General features: G+C 73.9%; 27 protein-coding genes. 18 read left to right on the top strand and 9 right to left on the bottom strand.

Annotated features, from left to right (window positions below):
• Both Pdca_RS30025 and Pdca_RS30030 read right to left on the bottom strand, forming a co-directional pair.
• The gene (locus Pdca_RS30025; RefSeq protein ID WP_197719845.1) at positions 1-1221 is read right to left on the bottom strand and encodes a sensor histidine kinase; all 1221 of its coding nucleotides are present in this window, start codon (positions 1219-1221) and stop codon (positions 1-3) included.
• 121 nt (positions 1222-1342) lie between these two features.
• Entirely contained in the window at positions 1343-2077 is a 735-nt protein-coding gene (locus tag Pdca_RS30030) for a phosphoglyceromutase (protein WP_085910714.1), read from the bottom strand.
• 187 nt (positions 2078-2264) lie between these two features.
• Here Pdca_RS30030 and Pdca_RS30035 point away from each other — a divergent pair, with 187 nt between their 5' ends.
• Positions 2265-4250 carry a serine hydrolase domain-containing protein gene (locus Pdca_RS30035; protein ID WP_125911617.1) on the top strand — a complete coding sequence of 662 codons (1986 nt, stop codon included), beginning with the start codon at positions 2265-2267 and terminating at the stop codon, positions 4248-4250.
• Positions 4251-4257: 7 nt separating this feature from the next.
• Here Pdca_RS30035 and rocD read toward each other — a convergent pair whose 3' ends face one another.
• Together rocD and ddaH are read right to left on the bottom strand one after the other, a co-directional pair.
• On the bottom strand, positions 4258-5475 hold the full coding sequence (rocD, locus tag Pdca_RS30040; protein ID WP_085910607.1) for an ornithine--oxo-acid transaminase: 1218 nt from the start codon (positions 5473-5475) through the stop codon (positions 4258-4260).
• Entirely contained in the window at positions 5472-6275 is an 804-nt protein-coding gene (ddaH, locus tag Pdca_RS30045; RefSeq protein ID WP_085910606.1) for a dimethylargininase, read from the bottom strand. Before ddaH ends, rocD begins: the two co-directional genes overlap by 4 nt.
• A 99-nt stretch (positions 6276-6374) precedes the next feature.
• Between ddaH and Pdca_RS30050 the strand changes: the two genes are divergently transcribed.
• Together Pdca_RS30050 and Pdca_RS30055 are read left to right on the top strand one after the other, a co-directional pair.
• Positions 6375-6806: an Lrp/AsnC family transcriptional regulator gene (locus Pdca_RS30050; RefSeq protein ID WP_085910605.1), complete on the top strand. Its 432-nt coding sequence runs from the start codon at positions 6375-6377 to the stop codon at positions 6804-6806.
• Between the two features lie 80 nt (positions 6807-6886).
• Positions 6887-7393, top strand: a complete 507-nt coding sequence (locus Pdca_RS30055; protein WP_085910713.1) for a VOC family protein — start codon at positions 6887-6889, stop codon at positions 7391-7393.
• Between the two features lie 158 nt (positions 7394-7551).
• Here the strand turns inward: Pdca_RS30055 and Pdca_RS30060 are convergent, their stop codons facing one another.
• Positions 7552-8334: a GntR family transcriptional regulator gene (locus Pdca_RS30060; protein WP_085910604.1), complete on the bottom strand. Its 783-nt coding sequence runs from the start codon at positions 8332-8334 to the stop codon at positions 7552-7554.
• 97 nt (positions 8335-8431) lie between these two features.
• Between Pdca_RS30060 and Pdca_RS30065 the strand changes: the two genes are divergently transcribed.
• The 11 genes from Pdca_RS30065 (at position 8432) to Pdca_RS30115 (ending at position 17523) form a co-directional block, all read left to right on the top strand.
• Positions 8432-9064: a TenA family protein gene (locus tag Pdca_RS30065; RefSeq protein WP_085910603.1), complete on the top strand. Its 633-nt coding sequence runs from the start codon at positions 8432-8434 to the stop codon at positions 9062-9064.
• Between the two features lie 6 nt (positions 9065-9070).
• On the top strand, positions 9071-10033 hold the full coding sequence (locus Pdca_RS30070) for an FAD-dependent oxidoreductase (RefSeq protein WP_085910602.1): 963 nt from the start codon (positions 9071-9073) through the stop codon (positions 10031-10033).
• A gap of 37 nt (positions 10034-10070) precedes the next feature.
• Positions 10071-10421 (top strand): divalent-cation tolerance protein CutA, encoded by a 351-nt coding sequence (gene cutA, locus Pdca_RS30075; protein ID WP_085910601.1) that lies wholly within the window; start codon positions 10071-10073, stop codon positions 10419-10421.
• An 87-nt stretch (positions 10422-10508) separates the two neighbouring features.
• On the top strand, positions 10509-11492 hold the full coding sequence (locus tag Pdca_RS30080; RefSeq protein WP_085910600.1) for a helix-turn-helix domain-containing protein: 984 nt from the start codon (positions 10509-10511) through the stop codon (positions 11490-11492).
• 50 nt (positions 11493-11542) lie between these two features.
• A complete protein-coding gene (locus tag Pdca_RS30085; RefSeq protein WP_085910599.1) occupies positions 11543-11956 on the top strand; it encodes an ArsR/SmtB family transcription factor in 414 nt (137 codons plus the stop codon).
• Positions 11953-13638 (top strand): SulP family inorganic anion transporter, encoded by a 1686-nt coding sequence (locus Pdca_RS30090; RefSeq protein ID WP_085910598.1) that lies wholly within the window; start codon positions 11953-11955, stop codon positions 13636-13638. Before Pdca_RS30085 ends, Pdca_RS30090 begins: the two co-directional genes overlap by 4 nt.
• Positions 13639-13656: 18 nt before the next feature.
• Positions 13657-14178, top strand: a complete 522-nt coding sequence (locus Pdca_RS30095) for a hypothetical protein (RefSeq protein WP_125911618.1) — start codon at positions 13657-13659, stop codon at positions 14176-14178.
• Positions 14171-14482, top strand: coding sequence for a transcriptional regulator (locus Pdca_RS30100; protein WP_197719847.1), 312 nt, complete (start codon positions 14171-14173; stop codon positions 14480-14482). Before Pdca_RS30095 ends, Pdca_RS30100 begins: the two co-directional genes overlap by 8 nt.
• Positions 14479-14931: a GNAT family N-acetyltransferase gene (locus Pdca_RS30105; RefSeq protein WP_085910596.1), complete on the top strand. Its 453-nt coding sequence runs from the start codon at positions 14479-14481 to the stop codon at positions 14929-14931. Before Pdca_RS30100 ends, Pdca_RS30105 begins: the two co-directional genes overlap by 4 nt.
• Positions 14932-15021: 90 nt before the next feature.
• Positions 15022-16305: an HNH endonuclease signature motif containing protein gene (locus Pdca_RS30110; protein ID WP_158092029.1), complete on the top strand. Its 1284-nt coding sequence runs from the start codon at positions 15022-15024 to the stop codon at positions 16303-16305.
• 213 nt (positions 16306-16518) lie between these two features.
• Positions 16519-17523 (top strand): YdcF family protein, encoded by a 1005-nt coding sequence (locus Pdca_RS30115; protein ID WP_085910711.1) that lies wholly within the window; start codon positions 16519-16521, stop codon positions 17521-17523.
• A gap of 28 nt (positions 17524-17551) precedes the next feature.
• On the opposite strand, the gene Pdca_RS30120 is transcribed toward Pdca_RS30115, so the two are convergent.
• Positions 17552-18118: a hypothetical protein gene (locus Pdca_RS30120; RefSeq protein ID WP_085910594.1), complete on the bottom strand. Its 567-nt coding sequence runs from the start codon at positions 18116-18118 to the stop codon at positions 17552-17554.
• A gap of 131 nt (positions 18119-18249) precedes the next feature.
• Between Pdca_RS30120 and Pdca_RS30125 the strand changes: the two genes are divergently transcribed.
• Entirely contained in the window at positions 18250-18885 is a 636-nt protein-coding gene (locus Pdca_RS30125; protein WP_085910710.1) for a LysE family translocator, read from the top strand.
• Positions 18886-18985: 100 nt separating this feature from the next.
• Complete coding sequence (locus Pdca_RS30130; protein WP_085910593.1) at positions 18986-19399, top strand: RidA family protein; 414 nt, start codon at positions 18986-18988, stop codon at positions 19397-19399.
• Between the two features lie 4 nt (positions 19400-19403).
• Here Pdca_RS30130 and Pdca_RS30135 read toward each other — a convergent pair whose 3' ends face one another.
• A complete protein-coding gene (locus Pdca_RS30135; protein ID WP_197719848.1) occupies positions 19404-20042 on the bottom strand; it encodes a VOC family protein in 639 nt (212 codons plus the stop codon).
• A 127-nt stretch (positions 20043-20169) separates the two neighbouring features.
• Here Pdca_RS30135 and Pdca_RS36515 point away from each other — a divergent pair, with 127 nt between their 5' ends.
• A complete protein-coding gene (locus Pdca_RS36515) occupies positions 20170-20640 on the top strand; it encodes a glycosyltransferase (protein ID WP_197719849.1) in 471 nt (156 codons plus the stop codon).
• 29 nt (positions 20641-20669) lie between these two features.
• The gene (locus tag Pdca_RS30145) at positions 20670-21314 is read left to right on the top strand and encodes a dihydrofolate reductase family protein (protein WP_085910592.1); all 645 of its coding nucleotides are present in this window, start codon (positions 20670-20672) and stop codon (positions 21312-21314) included.
• Between the two features lie 75 nt (positions 21315-21389).
• Here Pdca_RS30145 and Pdca_RS30150 read toward each other — a convergent pair whose 3' ends face one another.
• On the bottom strand, positions 21390-21959 hold the full coding sequence (locus tag Pdca_RS30150; protein ID WP_085910591.1) for an AAA family ATPase: 570 nt from the start codon (positions 21957-21959) through the stop codon (positions 21390-21392).
• Positions 21960-22164: 205 nt separating this feature from the next.
• Positions 22165-22449, bottom strand: a complete 285-nt coding sequence (locus tag Pdca_RS30155; RefSeq protein WP_125911619.1) for a hypothetical protein — start codon at positions 22447-22449, stop codon at positions 22165-22167.
• Between the last annotated feature and the right edge of the window lie 398 nt (positions 22450-22847).

Consider the following 22847-nt stretch of genomic DNA (forward strand, 5'->3'; position numbering starts at 1 on the left):
TCATCCTCCGGTTGTCGCGGTCTGGGGGGCGGGTTCCGCACCGGCGAACCCGAGCCGGGCGGGCAGCCGCACGGTGAAGGTCGATCCGGTGCCGGGGCGGCTCCACAGCCGCACCTCGCCGCCGTGGTTGGCGCAGACGTGCTTGACGATCGCCAGGCCGAGCCCGGTCCCACCGGTGGCCCGGGACCGGGCCGGGTCGACCCGGAAGAAGCGTTCGAATACCCGCTGCTGGTGCTCGGGGGCGATACCGATCCCGCGGTCGGTGACGGCGATCTCGACCGAGCCGTCGACCGCGCGCCTGCTCACCGACACCGAGGAGTCGGCCGGTGAGTAGGCGATCGCGTTCTCGACGAGATTGGTCAGTGCGGTGACCAGCAACGTCCGGTCCCCGTCGACGACCAGTCCGGACCGCGGGTCGGCGATGATCTCGACCCCGTGCGACTCGGCCGAGTTGCGGCTGCGGGCGAGTGCCTCGCCGACGACGTCGTCGACGTCGACCTCGGCGAGCTCGGGCAGCCGCTCGGCCCCGGTGAGCCGGGAGAGCGCGATCAGCTCGGACACCAGGTTGCCCATCCGGGTCGCCTCGCGGAGCAGCTTCTCCCCGAACCGGCGGACCTCGGCGGCGTCCTCGCCGTAACCCGCGGCCGGCTCCAGCCCGTCCAGCGAGTCGAGCAGCGCCTCGGCCAGCAGCGCGACCGCACCGACCGGGGTCTTCAGCTCGTGGCTGACGTTCGCGACGAAGTCCCGGCGGGTGGCCTCCAGCCGCGCTATCTCGGACGTGTCGACCGCCTCGACCAGCACGAAGCCGTCGCCCAGCTGCCGGATCCTGGCCTGTACCTCGACCGGCCCGCGCGGCGTGCGGTCCAGCGGCGAGAGATCGACCTCGACCAGCCGGTCACCGGCCAGCACCCGCTGGCTGGCCGCCCATGCCCGTGGGTCGAGCCGATCGTCGGCGACGGCGCCGAGTGCCTCGGCGCGCGGGTTGTGCAACAGCACCTCGCCACCGGCGCCGACCACAGCGAGCCCCGACGACGACGCCCGGAAGGTGCGGTGCAACAGCTCACCGAGCGTCGGGCCACCCGGCTCCGCATCCCGTGTGCGGAGAACCGGGTCGGTGTCGTGGTCGGGGCGGCCGGACGACGACCGTCGCGCGAGCGCGGCCCCGGCCAGCAGGCCCAGGCCGAGCGCGGCGGCCGCGATCAGCCACGCGAGCGTGGTCACGGCTGCATGGTAGGCAAGCGGGGGTGCCCACTGGCCAGCGCGGACCCGCGAAGGTGACGCCCGCGACCCACCCGGGCGACAGTGTTCGGCCCGCGTTCACCGCCGGTTCACGGCCGGGGCCTCACCGGCCCTGGTTCGCGACCCCCGCGATCGCCGCCCGGGCCGCCTCCGGATCGAGGTAGCGCCCACCGGGCGTGGTCGGCGCCAGTGCCTCGTCGAGGTCGTAGACCAGCGGGATGCCGGTGGGGATGTTGAGACCGGCGATGTCGGCGTCGGAGATCCCGTCGAGGTACTTCACCAGCGCGCGCAGCGAGTTGCCGTGCGCGGCGAGCAGCACGACCTTGCCGTCGCGCAGGTCGGGCGCGACGGCCTCGGTCCAGTACGGCAGGAACCGGTCGACGACGTCGGCGAGGCACTCGGTCAGCGGCGCGTCGACGCCGGCGTAGCGCGGGTCGGCGTCCTGGGAGAACTCGGAGCCCTTCTCGATGGGCGGCGGCGGGGTGTCGTAGGAGCGGCGCCAGAGCATGAACTGCTCCTCGCCGTACTCGTCCAGCGTCTGGCGCTTGTCCTTGCCCTGCAGGGCTCCGTAGTGGCGCTCGTTGAGCCGCCAGTCGCGGTGCACCGGGATCCAGTGCCGGTCGGCGGCGTCCAGCGCCAGGTTCGCGGTGGAGATCGCGCGGCGCAGCAGCGAGGTGTGCACGACGTCCGGGGCGACGCCTGCCTCCTTCAGCAGCTCACCGCCGCGGCGGGCCTCCGCCTCACCCTGCGGGGACAGCGGCACGTCCACCCAGCCGGTGAACAGGTTCTTCGCGTTCCAGTCGCTCTGGCCGTGGCGCAACAGTACGAGGGTCGGCATGGGTCCAGCCTGCCACCCGCGCGCGGTGAGGTCCGCACGCCGCACACCGAACGTGTCCACCCGCACGTTCCGTCGGTAGCGTTCGGCCGACCCGCGCTGCTCTCCGAACCGTGCTGCCGTCCGAACAGCTCTGCTGACCGGACCGCGCTGTCGTGACTGTCGCGTTCCCCGACCGGCAGGAGTGCCCGTGCGCCGATGGACCAGCGGAGCGCTCACCGGCGCGCTGCTCGTCACCGTCCTGCTCGCCGTGCCGGTCGTCGGTGCCGCGCTCCCGGCTCTCGCCGCGACCGGGGCGGCCGGGGCGACCGGCAGGCCGACCGCTGCCGTGGACGCCGGCGATCTGGCGGGGCGCATCGAGCGGCTCGCCGCTGCCCACGTCGGGCGCAGCACACCGGGCGCGGTGGTGGCCGTCGTGGACGCCGACGGTCCGTTGCTCGTCCGGGCGTGGGGGGACACCGGCAGCCCTGCTCCGGCGACCCCTGACCCGTCGGCCCCTGTTCCGTCGGCCCCTGCTCCGTTGACCACCGAGTCGCCGCTGCCGGTCGCGTCGGTGTCGAAGGTGGTGACCGCGCTGACGGCGTTGCGGCTGCACCACGACGGCGTCCTCGATCTCGACGCCGGGATACCGACGTCCACCGGTGTCGCGCCGGTCGACCGGCGCGATCCGGGGGCGCGCACCCCGGTCACCGGCAGACACCTGCTGACCCACCACTCCGGGTTGACCGAGCCGCTCCTGATGCACCCCGATCCACCGGCCGGGCCCGGCGACGTCGCCCCGCTGCTCGGGCCGTGGCTCCAGCAGCAGCCACCCGTGCTCGACCGCCCGGCCGGTACCGGCCTGCACTACTCGTCGCTCGCGGGCCACGCGTTGCTCGGTGCGGCGATCGAGCGGGCGACCGGGCTGCCGTTCGCCGAGGCGGCCCGCGCCCTGGTGCTGCGTCCGGCCGGCGCGACGACCGCGGACTTCCCGGCCGATCCCGCATCGGAGGCCGTCGTCCCGGTGATCGCGGACGGCGACGGCTGGGCCCCCGCGCCGTGGCCCGCCGTGCACGAACGCCCGGCGGCCGGGCTGACCTGGTCCGCCGACGACGCCGCGGCGCTGCTGCACGCCCTGGTCGCCGACGACGGCCGGATCCCGGCTCCGGTCGTGTCCGAGGCGCTGGCCACCGCGGTCCGCCCACCGCACGGCGGCCCCGGCCACACCCAGGCGTTCTTCGAGGCGCACCGTGCGGGTGTGCGCGTCGTCGAGCACGCCGGCGCGAACGGGGTCGCCTGGGCAGCGGTGCTCCCCGAGTCCGGGATCGGGGTGTTCGCCGCCGTCCCGACCGACGGTGCCGACGCCATGCCGTTCGCGCCGGGGGTGGTGGACGAGGTCGCCGGCTGGGCGGTGGCGTCCGGACGGGCCGAGGCCCGGGAACGCCCGCCGCACGGGTACGAGCCGCTGCCGGGCCCCTGGCCGGAGCAGACGCAGGCCGCGGAGCCGGTGGGGGTCTTCCAGGAGCGGCTGTTCGCCGACCGGGGACCGGAACGGGCACTGCGGACGCTGTCGTCGCGGGTCGTCGTCGGTCGCGACGGTGACGATCTGGTCGTCGGGGACCGGCGCTACGCCCCGGCCCGGGGCGACCGGTGGTGCGATCCGGCCGGCTGCATCGCCGGGGTCCGCGCCGGCGGCGGCGAGGTGCACCTGCTGCGCGGTGACCGCGCGATGCTGGAGCAGACGCTGGTGCCGGCCCCCTGGTGGTCCGACCGGATCGTCGTCGGCCCCGTGCTCGTGACCGGGGTGCTGGTGGCGCTCGCGGTTCTCGGGAGCGCGGTCCGGGCCGGGTGGCGGCGGCGACGCGGGGATTCCACCCGGGGTGGAGCGCTGCGGACCCTCGGCACGGTGTGGGCCGCGATCACCCTGGTGCTCGTCGTCGCCGGACCGCTCCTGCCGGTGTGGCCGCTGCTGACCGGTACGGCCGAGTGGGTGCCGTCCGCGGGTCCCCTCGTCCGGACCTGGCAGGTCGCGACGGCGGCCGGCACCGTGGCCGGTCTCGCGTCCGCGGCGCTGCTGGCTGCCCGGTGGAACCTGCTCGGCGGACGACGCCGGTGGCCCGCCCTGGTCGCACTCCTGGTGGGCACCGCGATCCAGGCGGTGCTGGTGAGCTGGGCCTGGCCGGGCTGGCCGGGCTGACGGGACGTCAGCCGGACAGGTCCCGGAGCACCGCCCTCAGGGTGTCGGCCAGCAGATCGATCTCGTCGTGGGTGATCACCAGCGGCGGCGCGAGCCGGACGGTGGCACCGTGTGTCTCCTTCGCCAGCACCCCGCGCCGGGCCAGCTCCACGCACACCTCCCGACCGGTACCGACCGCCGGATCGACATCACAGCCGAACCAGAGCCCGATCCCGCGCACCGCGGTGAGCCCGGGCAGTGCGCGCAACCGCTCCCCCAGGTGCGCACCGTGGGCACGGGCGAGCTCCTGGAACGAGCCGTCGGCCAGCAGCCCGCACACCGCGGAACCGACCGCACAGGCGAGCGGGTTCCCGCCGAAGGTGGAGCCGTGCTCCCCTGGACGCAGCACGCCGAGCACGTCACGGCGCCCGACGACGGCGCTGACCGGCACGATCCCCCCGCCGAGCGCCTTACCGAGGGTGTAGAGATCGGCCCGGACTCCGGACAGCTCGGTGCACAGGGTGGCACCGGCGCGGCCGAGCCCGCACTGGATCTCGTCGCAGATCAGCAGCACGTCGCGCTGCGCGGTCAGCCTGCGCACCTGCGCGAGATAACCGCCAGGCGGCACGATCACCCCGGCCTCGCCCTGTACCGGCTCGATCAGCACGGCGACCGTGTCGTCGGTGAGCGCCGCGGCCAGCGCGCCGGCGTCGCCGAACGGGACGCGATCGAAACCGGGCGCGAACGGGCCGAAGCCCTCGCGGGCGGAGCGGTCGTCGGAGAAGCCGACGACGGTCGTCGTCCGGCCGTGGAAGTTGCCCCCGGCCACCACGATCCGGGCCCGACCGTCGGGGACCCCGCGGACCCGGTACCCCCACGCCCTGGCGACCTTGATCGCGGACTCGACCGCCTCGGCGCCGGTGTTCATCGGGAGCACCGCGTCGGTGCCGGTGAGCTCGGCGAGATCGCGCTGGAACCCCGGCAACCGGTCGTTGTGGAATGCCCGCGCGGTCAGCGTGAGGGTGTCGAGCTGGCGGTGCGCGGCGGCGACCAGCGCCGGGTGCCGGTGTCCGAAGTTCAGCGCCGAGTAACCGGCGAGCGCGTCGAGGTAGCGGTTGCCGTCGACGTCGGTGACCCAGGCGCCGCGCCCCTCGGACAGCACCACGGGCAGCGGCTCGTAGGTGGCGACGCCGTACCGGTCGGACAGGGCGATCTGCGCGTCCGTCAGGCCCTCGACGGCGGTCATCGCCGGAGCTCCAGGGTGGCGCACTTGATCCCGCCGCCGCCGCGGCGCAGCTCGGAGGTGTCGATCCCGACCGTGCCGAAGCCGCGCTCGGCCAGCTCGGCGGCGAACTTCTCGGCCTGCGGGGCGTGCACGACGGTGCGACCGTCGGAGAAGCAGTTGAGCCCGAGCACCGCGGCGTCCGGCTCGGTGACGATCACCGCGTCCGGGAAGCGGAACCGCAGCACCTCCTGGGACGCGTCGTCGAACGCGGAGGGCAGGTAGGCCACCGAGCCGGGGCCACCGGCCGGGTCGAGCACGGCGAACGCGGTGTCCAGGTGATAGAAGCGCGGGTCGATCAGCCGCAGCCCGACGACCTCCCGGCCGAACACCCGGGCGGCCTCGTCGTGCGCGCGCGGGTCGGTGCGGAAGCCGCTGCCCGCGTAGATCGTGGCGCCGACCGGCAGCAGATCGCCCTCGCCCTCGTTGACGTGGTGCGCATCGTGCACATCGAGGCCCGCCGACCGGAACCAGGCGGCGTAGGCCGGGCCCTCGGCGGCCCGCTCGGCGTGCCGGAACCGCGCGGTGAGCGCGATCCCGTCGATCACCGTGCCCCCGTTGGCGGCGTAGACCATGTCCAGCAGGCCGGGCGACGGATCGACCAGACGCACGTCGAACCCGAGATCGCGGTAGGCCGCGCGCAGGTTGCGCCACTGCGCCAGCGCCAGCACGGCGTCGGTCGGCTGCTCCGGGCGCATCCACGGGTTGATCCGATAGCTGACGGCGAAGTGGGTGGGCGGGCACATCAGCACCGAGACGGTCATGGGCACATCGTGACGCGCACGTGCCCGGCGTATCCCGCCTAAGTGCGCACGATCGGCGCGTGATGTACCGATCTCGCGCACGAAGCTAGCGTGCGACGCATGGACGAGACCGACCGGCGACTGCTGGACCTGTTGCGCGTGAACGGCCGGATCGGCTGGGCCGAGCTCGGCGAGCGGATCGGGCTCTCGGCGTCCGCGGTGCGCCGCCGGGTGGACCGACTGACCGAGCGCGGGATCATCCGCGGCTTCACCGTCGATGTCGACCCGGACGCCGAGCAGGGCCCCGGTGTCGCCGCCTACGTGGAGCTGTTCTGCCGCGGCACGGTCGCACCCGGTGAGCTGCAGCGGATGCTCTCCGCGGTGCCCGAGGTCGTCACCGCCGGGACGATCACCGGCGAGGCGGACGCCCTGGTGCTGCTCCGCTCCCGCGACGTCCGCTCGCTGGAGGACGCCCTGGAGCGGCTGCGGATGGCGCCGAACGTCGACCACACCCGGTCCGCCGTCGTACTCACCTGGCTGGTCTCCCGCTGAGCCCGGCCCCGCGCCGGCATTGAACTTCCGGACCGCCGGACGTACGATTCGATTGAGAGTTCAACATTCTGGGAGTGATCATGCCCGTCCAGCGCCTCAACCACGCCGTGCTCTACGTCCGCGATGCCGCTCGCAGCGTCGCCTTCTACGCCGATGTGCTCGGCTTCCGCACGGTGACCGAGCTCCCCGGTGGCCGCGGCGCGTTCCTGCAGGCCGCCGGTTCGTCCAACGACCACGATCTGGCCGTGTTCTCGATCGGCGAGCAGGCCGGGGCGTCCCAGGCCGGGCGCTCGACGGTCGGGCTCTACCACCTCGCGTGGGAGGTCGACACCCTCGGCGAGCTGGCCGCGATCGAGCAGCGGCTGCGCGCCGCCGGCGCACTGGTCGGTGCCTCCGATCACGGCTCCACCAAGGCGCTCTACGCCCACGACCCGGACGGGCTGGAGTTCGAGGTCTGCTGGCTGGTGCCCGCGGCCCTGCTCGGCGAGGACACCGGCATGCGCACCGAGCGGCTCGACCTGGCCGCCGAGATCGCCCGCTACGGCGCCGACACCACGGGCGGGCTCGGGGTGTCCGTCCCGGCGTAACGCGCAGCCCGCCGCGGGCCCTGTCGGGATCACCGCCGGTCGGGATCACCGCCGGTCGGAGTCACTGCCGGTCGGGGTCACTGCCGGTCGGGGTCACTGCCGGTCGGGGTCACTGCCGCGTCGGCCCGGACGTCCCCGCGCCGTCGGAGCCGGGCGGTTCACCGGCCGGCCGGCCGGTCCGCCGTCTCCGACAGGTCCACCCGGTACCCGGCGCGGGCGGAGAACTGCGCGGTGACCGAGAACCGGTCACCGCGCACGAGGGTGTGCCGCCACTCGACGGGCCGTCCACCGGCCAGCCCGAGCCGCTCGATGGCCAGCGCGGCGACACCGTCGCCGATCCCGAGCAGCTCCTGCTCGCCGCGGCCGGGAATGACCGCCCGGATGTTCTCGCTGCCGCCGTCCACCCTGATCCCGCAGCGCCGCCGGTACTCCGGATACAGACCGGTGTGCGAGAAGTCGACGTCCAGCAGCGGCGCGGCGAGCTCCTCCGGCAGCCACACCCGGTCGACGGCGAGCGGCTCGGAGTCGGCCAGGCGCAACCGTTCCAGGTGCACCAGCGGGGTGGACTCCTCCAGCCCCATCCGGGCGGCGACGACGCCGTCGGCCCGCACCTCGAAGGTCCGGACCACGCTGCGCTGGGTCCGGCCGGCCGCCTCGACCGCGACGTAGAGCGAGTAGGGCTCGTCGAGCGGCTGCTCGATCGCGGCCGGACCGGCCGGGCGGGCGACCCGGCCGCGGCTAGCGACGACGGCGCCGTCCTCCCGCATCCGGCGCAGCGCCTCCCGGACGGTGTAGCGGCTCACCGAGTACTCGGCGGCGAGCGCGAACTCACCGGGCAGGGCGGCCTCGAACTCGCCGTCCTCCAGCCGGCGGCGCAGGTCGGCCAGCAGCTGCTGCCACAGCGGCGTCCCGTCGCCGCGGACCAGCGCGCGCCCACCCATCTCGGCACTCCCCGTTCGGGTCGATGATCCGTTCACCGTAGGCGACGGGGCCGGGGTGACGGCCTCCCGCCCGCCGGGGCCCCCTAACGTGGGCGCCATGTCGTTCAGCGGGCAGCTGCGGGAGTCGAGCACGACGGTGTGGGACGCGGCGGTCGGGCACCGCTTCGTCGACGAGCTGTGGGCCGGAACGGTGGACCGCGCCGTCCTGCGGCGCTACCTGGAGCAGGACTTCCAGTTCGTCGACTCGTTCGTCGCGCTGCTGGGCGCCGCGGTCGCGAACGCCGACCGGCCGTCGCCCCGGGTCCGGCTGGCCCGCCAGCTCGGGCTGGTCGCCGGGCCGGAGAACGACTACTTCGAGCGTTCACTGGGCGAGCTCGACGGGACCGCCACACCGGTCCGGGCCGCCCCCACCGTCGGGTTCCTGGAGCTGATGGACTCGGCGCGCGAGGACGGATACCCCGAAGCCCTCGCGGTGCTGGTGGTCGCCGAGTGGCTGTACCTGGACTGGGCGTCCCGGCCGGACACCCCGACCCCGGACGACGTGATCTGCCGGGAGTGGATCGAACTGCACCGCGGCGTCGAGTTCGAGGAGTGGGTGGTGTTCCTGCGCGCCGAGCTGGATCGGGTCGCCGCCGATCTCGACCCGCAGCGGCGGGAACGGGTGGCGGCGCTGTTCGTCCGCGCCGTCGACCTGGAACTGGCGTTCTTCGACGCCGCCTACGAAGGCTGATCCGGGATGGCCGGCCGGGCGGTCGTCGTCGGTGCCGGGATCACCGGGCTGAGCTGCGCGGTCCGGCTGAGCGAGCAGGGCTGGTCGGTCCGGGTGCTGTCCGATCTCGCGGTGCACGAGTCGACCTCGCACCTGGCGGCCGCGGTGTGGTTCCCGACCCGCTCCGGGCCGCGGGACAAGGTCCTCGACTGGGGCCGCCGCACCTTCGACACCCTCGCCGCGCAGGCCCGCGACGGCGTCCCCGGCGTGCTGATGCGCGAGTCGCTGACTCTGTACCGGCACGAGCCGGAGCCGCAGTGGTGGGCTGCTGCGGTCGGCCCCCTGCGCCCCGCACGGCGCGACGAGCTGCCGCCCGGCTACCCGCACGGACTGCGGTTCGCGGTGCCGCTGGTCGAGATGCCGGTGTACCTGCCGTGGCTGGCCGGGCTGGCCAGGGACCGCGGCATCACGCTGGAACGGCGGCGGGTGGCGTCGCTGACCGAGGCCGGTGCGGACGCCGATCTGGTCGTGCACTGCTCCGGGCTCGGTGCGCGCACGCTGGTCGGCGACGCCTCGGTGACACCGGTGCGCGGGCAGATCGTCCGCGTCCGGAACCCCGGGCTGGTCCTGTCGGTACGCGACGAGGCGCATCCGGCGGGCCGCGCGTACGTGCACCCGCGCGAGCACGACTGCATTCTCGGCGGCACCCTCGACGACGGGGCCTGGGACGCCACCCCGGATCCGGCGGTCGGCGCGGCGATCATCGAGCGCTGCCTGGACATCGCACCGGCGCTGCGCGGGGCGCCGGTGCTCGAGCACGTGGCCGGACTGCGCCCGGCCCGCCCGGAGGTCCGGCTGGAGGCCGAACCCGCCACCACCGACCGTCCGCGGGTCATCCACGACTACGGCCACGGCGGCTCCGGGATCACGCTCTCCTGGGGCTGCGCGGACGACGTCGCGGCGCTGGCCGGACCGGCTGTCCACAGCTGATCCACATGTGTAGAACCGGCGCACTACGGTGCCCGGCATGAGCGAGCACAGTGCCGTCCCCGGTGCCGTCCCCGGTCCCGTCTGCACCGTCGTGACCACCACCGACAGCGAGCCGGCCGCGCGCGATCTGGCGGCCGGCGCGGTGGCGGCCCGGCTCGGCGCCTGCGCGCAGGTCGTCGGCCCGGTCACCAGTGTCTTCCGCTGGGACGGCGCGGTGCAGACCGAGCAGGAGTGGCGGGTGGAGATCAAGACCGCCGCCGACCGGGTCGACGCCCTCACCGGCCATTTGCGGGAACGGCACACCTACGACGTCCCCGAGATCATCGCGGCAGCGGTCACCGGAGGAAGTGCCGACTACCTGTCCTGGGTGGTCGCCGAGACCCGCTGATCCGCTGGTCAGGTCGGGTCGCGCGGCCGTCCGGGCGGGGGTACGTTCCGGAAACGGCCCACCCGGGCGACCCGCACGGAGGACGACATGGCCGATGGCGTTCCCGGAACCGGAGTCGTCCGGATCAGCTTCCGCTCGAGCGAGCCGGCCGCCGTCGAGCAGTTCGCCGCCGAGCACTACGCGGCCACCTCGGTGCGGCCCGGGGAGAGCGGGCGCGCGTTCGAGCTGGGGCACGACACGCTCGTCGTTCCCGGCCTCGAACTGAGCCAGCTCTGGGTCACCCTCGGGATCGACGCCCTGATGGACCCGGTTCAGGAGCGGTACGTCGTGGACACCGTCTGCGACGGCCGGATGCAGTGGGACACCGAGGCGTACGGCTCGATCCGGCTCGGCGCGGGTGACGTCGCGCTGTTGCCGGTGCGGGGCCGGTTCCGCGACGTCGTCGAGGACATCGATCTGGACGTCGCCGCGCTGGACGCCCGCCGGGTCGCCGCGTTCGCCGAGCAGATGCACGGGATCCCGGCCGAGCGGTTCGCCGTCACCGGGCTGCTGCCCGTCTCCGGGGCCGCGGCCCGGTGGTGGGACGCCGTGCTCGTGCACGTCCGGGACCGGGTGCTGGGCAACCCGCTGCTGCTCGACAACCCGATGGTCCTCGACGCCGCGTTCCACCGGCTCGCGGTGACGTTCCTGGCGACGTTCCCGAACACCGCGCTCGACGGCGAGCCCGAGCGGAGCCGGCGGCCGGTTCCGCACCTGGGCCGGGGCGTCGTCGCCCGGGTGGTCGACTACCTGCACTCCCACGCCGATCTCCCGATCGGTCCCGCCGATCTGGTCCGGCTGACCGATATGCCCGCCCGGACCGCGCTGGCGAGCCTGCGCCGGGCCGGGGTCGATCCGGCGCTCGTGCTCTGGCACAGCCGGCTGTACGGCGCCCGCCGGGACCTGCTCGACGACGATCGCCCCGATCCCGCCCGGACGGCCGCCCGCTGGGGCTTCACCCACCTCGGACGTTTCCGGGTCGCCTACGCCCAGGAGTTCGGCGAGACGCCGGAGGAGACCGCGCGGTCGTGATCACCATTTGATGGATTAAGATTTCCATCAAACGAGGAGGTCGACGGCGAATGCCCGCACGCCTGCGTAGCACCGAACCGCTGTACCGGATCAAGGCCGACCTGTTCAAGTGCCTTGCGCACCCGGCCCGGATCCAGGTACTCGAGGAGCTCGCCGCGGCGGGTGAGGACGGCGCCGGGGTCACCCGGCTGCTGGAGACCACCGGCTGCGAGGCGTCCCAGCTCTCCCAGCATCTCGCCGTGCTGCGCCGGGCCGGAGTGGTCACCTCCACCCGCACCGGCAACGCGGTCGACTACCGGCTCGCCGAGCCGCTCGTCGCCGAGCTGCTGGTCGTCGCCAGGGCGTTCCTGCTGTCGAGCCTGACCCGCGACGAGGCCCGGCTGGAGGCGGCCAGGGCGCTGCCCCCGCTACCGGGTGCGACCCCGGCGACGCTGCTCGACGCGACCACCGAGCCCAGCCGGTGAGAAGCCTGCGCGGGCTGCTCCCCACCACCGGCGACTACGACCTGCGGCCGCGCACGCTGCGCGCCGACCTGGCCGCCGGGCTGACCGTCGGCGTCGTCGCGCTCCCGCTCGCACTGGCGTTCGGCGCCAGTGCCGGGGTCGGCCCGGCGGCCGGATTGGTCACCGCGGTCGTCGCCGGGATCGTGGCGGCGGTGTTCGGCGGCTCGAACGTGCAGGTCTCCGGGCCGACCGGGGCGATGGCCGTGGTGCTCGCCCCGATCGTGGCCGTGCACGGCGCCGGGGCGGTGGCGCTGGTCGCTGTGCTCGCCGGGGTGCTCGTGCTGGTCGCCGGGCTGGCCCGGCTCGGCCGGGTGGTGACGGTCCTGCCGTGGCCGGTCGTCGAGGGCTTCACCCTCGGCATCGCCTGCATCATCGCGTTGCAGCAGGTACCCGCGGTGCTCGCGGTGCGGATCGAGCCCGGTGGCAACACGCTGGTCACCGCCCTCGACGCGGTCGGACGTGCGGTGGCCGCCACCGACCTCACCCCGACCCTGTGGGCGCTCGGCACGGTCGCGCTGGTCGCCGCCGGGACACTGCTGCTGCCGCGGCTGCACGCGGCGATCCCGGCGTCCCTGGTCGCCGTCGCCGTCGCCACCCTGGTCGCCGAGCTCACCGACGCGCCGGTCGCCCGGATCGGCGCCCTGCCCGACGCGCTGCCACTGCCGTCGATCCCGGCGATCGATCCCGGCCTGCTGCGCGAGCTGGCCGGAGCCGCGCTCGCGGTGGCCGCGCTCGCCGCGATCGAATCGCTGCTCTCGGCGCGGGTCGCCACCTCGATGAACCGCACCGCCCACCATCCCGATCGCGAGCTGGTGGGTCAGGGGCTCGCCTCGGTCGCGAGCGGGCTGTTCGGCGGGATGCCGGCCACCGGGGCGATCGCCCGCACCGCCGTGAACGTGCGATCCGGCGCGCGGACCAGGCTGGCCGCCGTCGTGCACGCACTGGTGATCCTCGCGGTGCTCTACCTCGCGACCGGCCCGGCGTCGGCGATCCCGCTGGCCGCGCTGGCCGGGGTGCTGCTGGTGACGAGCGTCCGGATGATCCCGGCGGCGACGATCCGGGCGGTGCTCGGTGCCGGGCGCGGCGCGGCACTGACGTTCACGGTGACGGCGGTGGTCACGGTCGCGCTCGACCTGGTGCAGGCGATCCAGGTCGGCATCGGGGTCGCCGCGTTCCTGGCACTGCGGCACGTCGCGCGGTCCACCGACGTGCACCGCGAGCCGCTGCCCGGGCCGGCCGAGCAGGGCGACGAGCACATCGCGCTGTTCCGGCTGGAGGGTGCGTTGTTCTTCGGCGCCGCCGAGCGGGTCTTCGGGACGATCACCGAGCGCTCGGTCGACGACGGCGTGCTCGTGGTGATCCTGCGACTGTCCCGGATCGGGATGCTGGACGCCACCGGCGCCCGCGCGCTCGGCGAGTTGATCGGCGATCTGGAGGCGTCCGGGCTCACCGTGCTGGTCAAGGGCGTGCAGGGGGAACATCGGACGATGCTGCGGCGGGTCGGTGCGATCGACGCGCTGCGCCACCCGTCGCACCTCATCGACGATCTCGGTGACGCCGTCGTGCACGCCCGTTCGCACGTGCGGCGTTCGGCCGTCGCGGAGGTGACCGAGCCGGGCGGCACCGGCCGGGCCCACGGCTGAGCCGCCAATCTACTTGCCTTGCGGGAAAGTTGTCTGGTACCACTGTCCTACCGAGCAAGGAGGACACCCATTTCCACCCGACCCACACCCGAGGACGCCGCCGCGGCGGTCGCCGAGGTCGACGCCGCCCGCCGGGCCGTCGACACCGCGGACCGGAAGAACGTGCCGATCATGCTGGCCGCCACGTCCGTACTGACCTTCCTCGACTTCGCCGCCAAGGACGAGATCGCCGACCCGCGCCGGCGGATGGCCGCCTCGGCCGTGATCCAGGCGGCACTGCTGGCGATCCCCCTGCTGGAGGTGCAGGGGAGTCAGATCAACCCGTACCCGCCGGGCGACGACCCGCAGCCGGCGCTCGCGGCGAAGATCGGCGCCGTCGCACTGGGCTGGTACGCGGCCGAACGACTGGCCGTGCACCTGATCCGGCGCAGCCGCCTGAAGCGGCCCAACACGATCGCCGGACTGGTACTCGCCGTCTCCCGGCCTGCCGGATACGTGGCCGTCACCCGGATGCTGCCGCGGGCGCAGGACAGTGCCTGAGCCCGCGGCGGACGCCCGGCTCGTCCCGCTGCTCCTCGATCCGACCCGGCTGCGGATCGCGGCCACCCTGGTCGCGGCGGGCGATGTCGAGTTCAGGTTCATCCGGGACCGGATCGGACTGTCGGACTCCGCACTGTCCAAACAGCTCAAGTCGCTCGCCACGGCCGGACTGGTCGAGTCGTGGCGGGAACCGACCGGGCCGGCGCGCAAGTCATGGGTCCGATTGACCAATGAGGGCCGGGCGCAGGTGAGCGCGCACATCCTGGCGCTGCGGGAGATCGCCTCCGGCGGTGATCAGCGGTGACCGGCACCGTGATCCGGCGAGCGGTCGAGGCCGACGTCGGCGCCGTCGCGGCGCTGCTCGCCGACGACGGCATCGGCGCGAGCCGCGAGTCCGCGGACGATCTCGATCCGTACCTGGCCGCGTTCGCGAGGGTCGACGCCGACCCGTCGGAACTCCTGGTCGTCGCCGAGCGGGACGGCGTGATCGTCGGGACGCTGCAACTGTCACTACTGCCCGGACTGTCCCGCCGAGGGGCGTTGCGGGCGCAGATCGAGGGGGTCCGGATCGCCGGAGCCGCCCGCGGCGCCGGACTCGGCGAGACGCTGCTGCGATGGGCCGTGGACGAGGCCCGGCGGCGCGGGTGCGTGCTCGTGCAGCTGACCTCGGACACCCGCCGGACCGAGGCACACCGGCTCTACGAGCGACTGGGCTTCGAGGCGAGTCACCTGGGGTACAAGCTGCCGCTCTGAGCAACGGCAGCATCACAACGACCTTGCCGAAACAGCTCCGACCTGCGAATATCACTGGCTATCGAACAAATGTTCGAGTACAGTGGATGCATGCCCACCGGCCGGCTCGGCACCGCGCACCGCCTCCTCACCGAGGCGATGACCGCGCTGGAGGCCGCCGCCGGTCCGGCCGCCGATGCCGACGAACTGCTGTCGGTACTGGCGCTGTGCGAGGAGACGACCCGCCGCCTCGACCGGACCGCCGTCGCCACGATCGCGACCCTGGACCGGCAGGGCACCTTCGCCGAGCGCGGCTACCGATCCCCCGAGCTCGCCCTGGCCGACCTGCTGAACTGGGAGCGCGCCGAGGCGCGCCGCCGCACGGTCGCCGCCGGGCACGTCCGTCCCCGCACCGCGCTGGACGGCACGATCCTGCCGGCCGCGCTCCCGGCCACCGCCGAGCGCTTCGCCGACGGCCGGATCGGGCTCGGGCACGTGCACGTCATCGCCGCCGTGCTGGGCAGCCACGCCGCCCGGCGGATCGATCCCGAGCGGCTGACCCAGGCCGAGGCCCGGATAGCCGAGCACGCCACCGTCTACAACCCGGCGGAGCTGCGCACCTGGGCCACCCGGCTGATCGAGGCACTCGACGACGACGACCCCGAGCCCGACGACGCACCGCCACCACAGCTCAACACCCTCACGGTCGTCGGGCACCGGAGCGGCGCCGGCGGCCGGATCACCGGCCGGTACGACGACGCCGCCCTGTTCGACGCGATCGCCACCGCCGCCGACGCCCTGTCCGCCCCGCGCGACGGCCTCGACGAGCGCCGGCCCGAGGAGCGCCGGGCCGAGGCACTGGCCGAGATCTGCGCGCACGCGCTCGATCGCGGCACCGTCCCCGACACCGGTGGCCGCCGCCCGGTCATCAGCGTGCTGATCGGGCTCGACGACCTGCAGCGCCGCGCCCGCGCCGCCGTGCTCGACTTCGGCGGCACGACGACCCCGGAGAGCCTGCGGATGCTGGCCTGCGACGCAGGCATCGTCCCGATCGTCATGAACGGCGCGGGGCAGCCGCTCGACGTGGGCCGCACCCGGCGCACCGTCCCCGACGGGCTGCGCCGCGCCGTCACCGCCCGCGACCACGGCTGCGCGCACCCAGGCTGCGACCGGCCGCCGTCCTGGTGCGAGGTCCACCACATCGTTCCGTGGGAGACCGGCGGCGCCACCGCACTGGACAACAGCGTGATGCTCTGCAGGGTCCACCACCGCCTGATGCACCACTCGGAGTGGATCATCCGGATCCGGCACGGGCTGCCGGAGTTCGTCCCACCCCGGTGGATCGACCCGATGCAGCGACCCCGTAGCCGGCCCCGTCCGGCCGGCGCCGCATGAGCCACGCCGGCGATCATGCCCCCGACACCCGGTCGCGGCCCCGCCGTGCGGTATCGAAAGGGGCACGCACCGCGCGAACCGGCCCGGGATACCCGGCCGGAGCGCGGCGCGTCGATAACGTCCGCGTCCACAGACGACGGACGGGCGGGGCATGGGCGGCACACACGGCCGACGGGGACACATCGCGACCGCCACCGGGAGCGGGTGAGCGGCATGTGGATCTTCTACATCTTCGCGGCCTGTTTCGCCGTCGCGTTCGTGGTCGGGGTGGTCCGCGACCGGCGCAGGTTCCGCAACGCCGTGCTGCTCGGCTTCACCGCGGTCTGCCTGGGCCTCGGGCTGATCGGGGAGGCCTACCGGCTCGGCCCGGTCGCGTTCGACCTCTTCCAGGTGATCCTGCTCGGCACCCCGGCGCTGGTCGTCCTGATCCTCGCGATCTTCCTGATCCTCAACGGCGTCGTGATGGTCCGGCGGGAGGGGCGCAGGCCGGGGAACCTGCTCTCGCTGCTCGCCGGCCTGGCCTGTCTCCCCGTCCCGGTCCTGCCGCTGCTCGGGGGGTATCTCGGGGACAACGATCCGGCTGTGGCGGCGACCCTCATCGCCCTGCTCGTCGTCACCTATCTCGGGTTCCTGTTCTGCTGCTACCTCGCCTACAGCTGGTTCTACGGCCGGCTGCGGCCCCGGCCCGGCTTCGACTTCGTCGTGGTGCTCGGATCGCGGCTGATCGGCGGCCGGGTACCGCCGCTGCTCGCGAGCCGGCTGGACCGGGCCACCTCGCTGTGGCAGACCGAGATCGCCAGGGGTGGCGCCCCGCTGCTCGTCACCTCCGGCGGGCAGGGCTCGGACGAGCCGGTGCCCGAGGCCCACGCGATGGCCGACTACCTGGTGTCGAACGGGGTGCCGGAGGAGTCGGTCGTGCGCGAGGACCGCTCGATGACGACATTCGAGAACCTCGGCAACAGCCACGCGCTCATGACGGAGCGGCACCCCGGGTACCGGTGCGTCGTGGTCACCAACAACTTCCACGCCTTCCGCGCGGCGCTGATGACCCGCAAGGCGGGCGTCGACGGCCAGGTGGTCGGGTCGCAGACGGCCGGCTACTACTGGCCCAGCGCCACCATCCGCGAGTTCGTCGCCATCCTGGTCGAGCACTGGATCATCAACGCCGCCGTCCTGGTGGCGCTCGTCGTGCTCGGCGCCGGAGTCGCGTACCGCTGATCCGGTGCGCCGCCGGCACGCCACCGGCTCACCGGCGCAGCGTCACCACCGCGATCATCACCACGCACAGGACGAGCATGTAGGCGGCGAAGGCCCAGGCCGACGGCTCCCAGCTGGTCACGGTGAACAGGGTGAGGGTCGCGCCGAGACCGACCAGGACGTAGAAGAGCAGGTTCTCCGAGCCGGGATCGCGCCACCCCTTGCGGATGGTGGGCAACGCGGCCGCCGCGTCGGCGGCCACCGCGAGGAGCACCGCGAGCGGCGCCTCGTCGAACCCCAGCCAGACCACCAGCGCGACGACCGCGACGGTCCCGCAGACGACGTCGAACACCCCGATCCGGGCCAGCCCGTGGCGGGTGCTCAGCGCTGCGACGACGACCAGCAACGGCCCGACACCGGCCCCCAGGGTGAGCACCGCCGGCAGACCGACACCCGCGCTGATCTGTGCGAAGAAAGCGATCAGCGGGACGCCCGCCCAGAGCGTCCACGTGACGAGGTTCGGCCGGGCGGTCCCGGTCAGCGTGGCGATCGCGTACCGCACGCTGCCGGCCAGGCCGAGGGCCGCACCGAGGAAGACCCAGCTCGGATCGAGCACACGTGTCCCTCCGCCGGGCGGACCCCGCGGACGGCACCAACCGCGACCAGCGACGTTACGCCGTGGCACAGCGCGGCTCGGGCCTGGAATCCCCGGCGACGCCGGGAGTCCGGAGGCGTACCGTCCCCGCCGTGCCCAGTACCGCGGCGATCGTCGCGTTTCTGCTCGGAACCCTCGTCTTCGTCGTCGTGCCGGGTCCGAGTGTCCTGTTCATCATCGGCCGGGCCGTCGCGCTCGGCCGCCGCGCCGCGCTCGCGACGGTGGCTGGGAACCTCTCCGGCGTGCTGGTGATCGTCGCCGCGGTCTCGCTGGGGATCGGTGCGGTCATCGAGCGCTTCGCCGTCGCGCTGACCGTGCTGAAGTTCGCCGGGGCCGCGTACCTCATCGTGCTGGGTGTGCAGGCGTGGCGGCACCGCGGCGACGCGCCCGATCCGTCGGATGCGGCCACCGGGCGCGCCGGGCGGCGGGCGTTCCGGCAGGGGCTGGTCGTGGGGCTCACGAACCCCAAGGCGATCGTCTTCTTCGCGGCGGTGCTGCCGCAGTTCGTCGATCCCTCCCGGGGCACGGCAGCCGGTCAGATGCTCGTTCTCGGTCTGCTGTTCTGCGCACTGGCCTCCATGGTGGACCTGGGGTGGGCGCTCGGCGCGGGCAGCGCCCGCGACTGGTTCGCGCGCTCCCCGGGGCGGCTCCGGGCGACCGGCGGGGCGGGTGGCCTCGCGCTCGTCGGGATGGGGATCGGGGTCGCGGCGACCGGCCGGCCGGACTGACCGGCTCGCCGACCGGCGGGCGAGCCGGCCGGGCGACCGGCGTCGCCGTGCGACCGAAATCGGGTGAACAGCAGACACGACGCCGGTAGCGTCCGGGCCGATGCCGAAGACCGTGACCCTGATCCGCTCCGCCACCCTGTCCGACGTCGCCGAATACGCCTACGCCGCGACCGCCCCGGCCGACGCACGGCTGATCTTCCTGGCCGGGGCCTGCCCGCTGAACCCGGACGGCAGCACCGCCGCGGTCGGTGACTACGCCGGCCAGGCCCGGGCCGCCTTCGACACCATGCGCACCGCGCTCGCCGACGCCGGCGCCGCCGTCGACGACGTCATCAGCACCCGGGTGCTGGTCGCCTCGACGCGCCAGTCGGACCTCGTGGCGGCCTGGGAGGCCGTCCGGGACCGGTTCGGCGACCACGACCCGCCGAGCACGCTGTTCGGCGTCACCGTGCTCGGCTACGACGACCAGCTGGTCGAGATCGAGGCGGTCGCCGCGGTGCGCGACCCGTCCTGACCGTTCAGTCCCGGCCCAGCTCGGTACAGACGCACACCCGGTTTCCGTCCGGGTCGGCGAGCACCACGAAGGCCGGGGCCCGGCTGTCGTCGACGACCCGTCCGCCCGCGGCGACCGCGGCGGCGATCCGCCGGTCGGCCACCTCCGGCGGGACCGTGACGTCGAGATGGAACCACTGCCGGCCGGGCTCCGACGACCCGGTCTCCTGGAACCACAGCGGCGGGAGCGCGCCCGCCGGATCGACCACGGCGCCGTCGGCCTCGCGGCCGTCGAGGACCGCCGTCCAGAACGGCAGCACCGCGTCCCGTGACGGGGTGTCCAGGGCGAGCTCCAGCACCTGCGCCGGGACGGCGGCGAGCTGGTGTGCGCGGGCGAGCGCGCTGATCCCGTCCGCCAGCCGTACCTCTCGCGCGGTCACCCCACCGGCCTCGTCGTCGCGCAGCATCAGGCCGACCCGCCGCGCGTCCAGCTCGACCCGCGCCGGGGCGTCGCCCGGATCGCAGAGCTCCGCAACCTCTGCGACGAACGCGGCACGGGCCGCGAACGAGCCCACCTCGTAACGGGCGTGCAGCGCACCCAGCAGCCGGCGCCAGTCCGGCAGGTCGACGTCGTGGACTCCGAGCAGGCCGGGGCGTCGTGTCACGCCCCGACGGTAGCCCGGCTCACACACGATCAGCGTCCGTCACCGACGGTGTCGTAGCCCGGGGCCGGTGCGCACTCGTCGACGGACGCCTGGTGATCACAGCTGATTTCTACATACTGTAGAAGACATGCGGGTTCTGGTCCTTGCACCCGGGTCGACCGGCGACGTCGCCCCGTACACCGGACTGGGCCGGCGACTGACCGCCGACGGCCACCACGTCGCGGTCGCCGCCAACGAACGGTTCCGCGCCATGGTCACGGACGCCGGCCTGGAGTTCCGGCTCCTGCGCGGCGACCCCGAGGCCGGGAACACCACCGCCGACGGCCGGCGCCGGCACGTCCCGCCTGGTCTCGATCGGTGCCTCCCCCGGCGCGGTCCCGCTCCGCCGCCTCACCGCCGACCGGCTCACCGATGCGCTCGTCGCCGCGACCCGCGAGGAGCGCTACCGGCGTCGCGCCGGGGAGCTGCAGCGCATCGTGGAGGCGGAGGACGGCGCCGGGCGCGTGTCGGCGGTGCTGCCGTCACTCGTCGACCGGACGCGGAGCTGACGCAACCCGGCCGGGCCGAACCCGGCCCGGCCTGTGCCGGGCAGCGATGAGTCTGCGCGGGCCGCCGAGTCCACCCCGTGTGGCCCAACTTCTCAGAGTCCAGAACTTCACCGTCTCGGCGGACGGCTTCGGCGCCGGCAGCGATCAGAGTCTCGATCGGCCGTTCGGCCACGCCGACCCGGGCGAGATGTTCGCGTGGGCCGGCGCCACCGCGAGCTGGCCCGGCCGGACCGACTCGGGTGGGAGCCGCGGCCTCGACGACTACCTCACCCGCGACTTCACCCACCACATCGGAGCCGAGATCATGGGGCGCAACAAGTTCAGCCCCCAGCGTGGGCCCTGGCCCGATCTCGAATGGCGCGGCTGGTGGGGCGACGAACCGCCGTTCCACACCCCGGTGTTCGTACTGACCCACCATGATCGTCCGTCGTTCACGCTGAGCGACACGACCTTCCACTTCGTGAACGGCGAACCGGCCGCGGTGCTGGAGAAGGCACGACAGGCCGCGAACGGCAAGGACGTCCGTCTCGGTGGTGGGGCGTCCGTCGTCCGCCAGTTCCTCGACGCGGACCTCGTCGACACCCTGCACGTGGCGGTCCTGCCGTGGACGCTCGGATCCGGGACGCGGCTCTGGGAGTCCCCCGACGAACTGCGTGAGCGCTTCCACCTCGACGTCGTGCCCAGTTCGAGCGGGGTGACCCACCACCTGTTCTGGCGGCGGTGACCGGGCCGAAGCCGCGGAGCGCAGAGCCGAGACCTCCCGAGGACGAACCGGTGCCCCCGCCAGGGGCCGGCACTCCTACTGTTCGGGCCGGGCCACGAGCGACTCCTCATGGCGGGCCAGGATCGCATCGACGGTCTCGTCGACGCCGAGGTCGGAACTGTCGAGCCAGAGTCCGATGCGCGGAGTCTCGTGGCGCAGGCCGTGGTCGAGCTGCTCGATGGTCCACCGGTCGTAGCTGTCCTTCGCCCGCCCCGCCTCGCGGCCGGCGATCGCATCGGGGCTCGGCGCCAGGACGACGACATGCAGCGGCCGCGAGCTGATGAGATCGACGGTGAACCGAAGGTGCGGTCCGAGGAGCACGTCCTGGGCGACGACGTGGAACCCCGCGCCGGCGTACTGGTCGCAGGTGGCTGCGGTGATCCGGTGACGGAGGCGGAGCTGATCGATCGCGTCGGTCGTCGGGTCGGGGCTCATGTCGGCCCGCCCGGTGACGATCCAGCGCCGGAACTGGTCGCCGTGGACGTGGACCGCAGGTGCGGGCAGCCGGGTCGCGAGCGCCTGGGCGACGGAGGACTTCCCGGCGGCCTGAATGCCGGTGATGAGGTAGGTCGCCGGCGCGGGCCGAGGAGCAGGGCGAGCGGTCACGGTCCCGGACCGTAGCTCGATGCCGCCGGTTCTGCCGGGAGATATGCGATCAGTCGGTCGTGGCCCGTGGTCGCCGCCCGGTTCAGTCCCTCCCGGGCCCGCAGGTCCGTGCACAGGAACCGTGAGGCCCCGCACCGAGCAGCAGGGACGGGACGCCTCAGCCGCCGGGCAACCGCACCCGTTCCGCAGCAGGCACGGAGTCAGGTCACGGCGCGCTCGACCAGGTCGGCTCGACCCCCGCGGCCCGCAGCTCGGCGATGATCTCGTCCCGCTCCTCCCGGGTCTGCCGCCGATCAGCCACGGTGAGCCGGAACCAGACGAGTTCGGTGATCGCGCGCGCAGCCATGTCCTCGCGGACGCCGAGAAGCCGGCTGATCGCCGCCCGCGCGGCGTACCTGTCCGCCGAGGCAGCGATCGCGTCCGACACCTCGGCGTACCGGTCCTGAGCCATCACGACGGCGTCGAGGACCGCCAGACGCTGCGTCGCCATGTCGACCTGATGCGCCTGATGCGCCTGATGCGCCTGATCAGCCGGGTCCATGCGGCCAGCATGGCACTCCCGCCACCGGGTCGGTGCCGTTCGCACCAGGAGGGAACGGTCCATCGCAAGATGTGCCGGGTCCGGTGGGATCGGTGCCGGGCCAGAGGTGGACACCCCACACGTCGCTGGGTGTCGTGGAACCGGGCCAGGCCCTGTTGACGAGCCCTCGCCCGGCGATCCGGTACCGGTCTGCCGGGACGCCGAGTGGCACACAGCGGCCGTCATCGGGCGAGGTGCGTTCCAGGCCCTCCGGTCGATCCGAACTCCCGAGCGGTGTCGGGTTCAGGCCGAGCCCGAGGAGTCACCTGTCCCATCGCGACCGGGGCATCGCAGCGTCGTTCCGGCTG

The sequence above is a fragment of the Pseudonocardia autotrophica genome (assembly GCF_003945385.1).
Classification (GTDB): domain Bacteria; phylum Actinomycetota; class Actinomycetes; order Mycobacteriales; family Pseudonocardiaceae; genus Pseudonocardia; species Pseudonocardia autotrophica.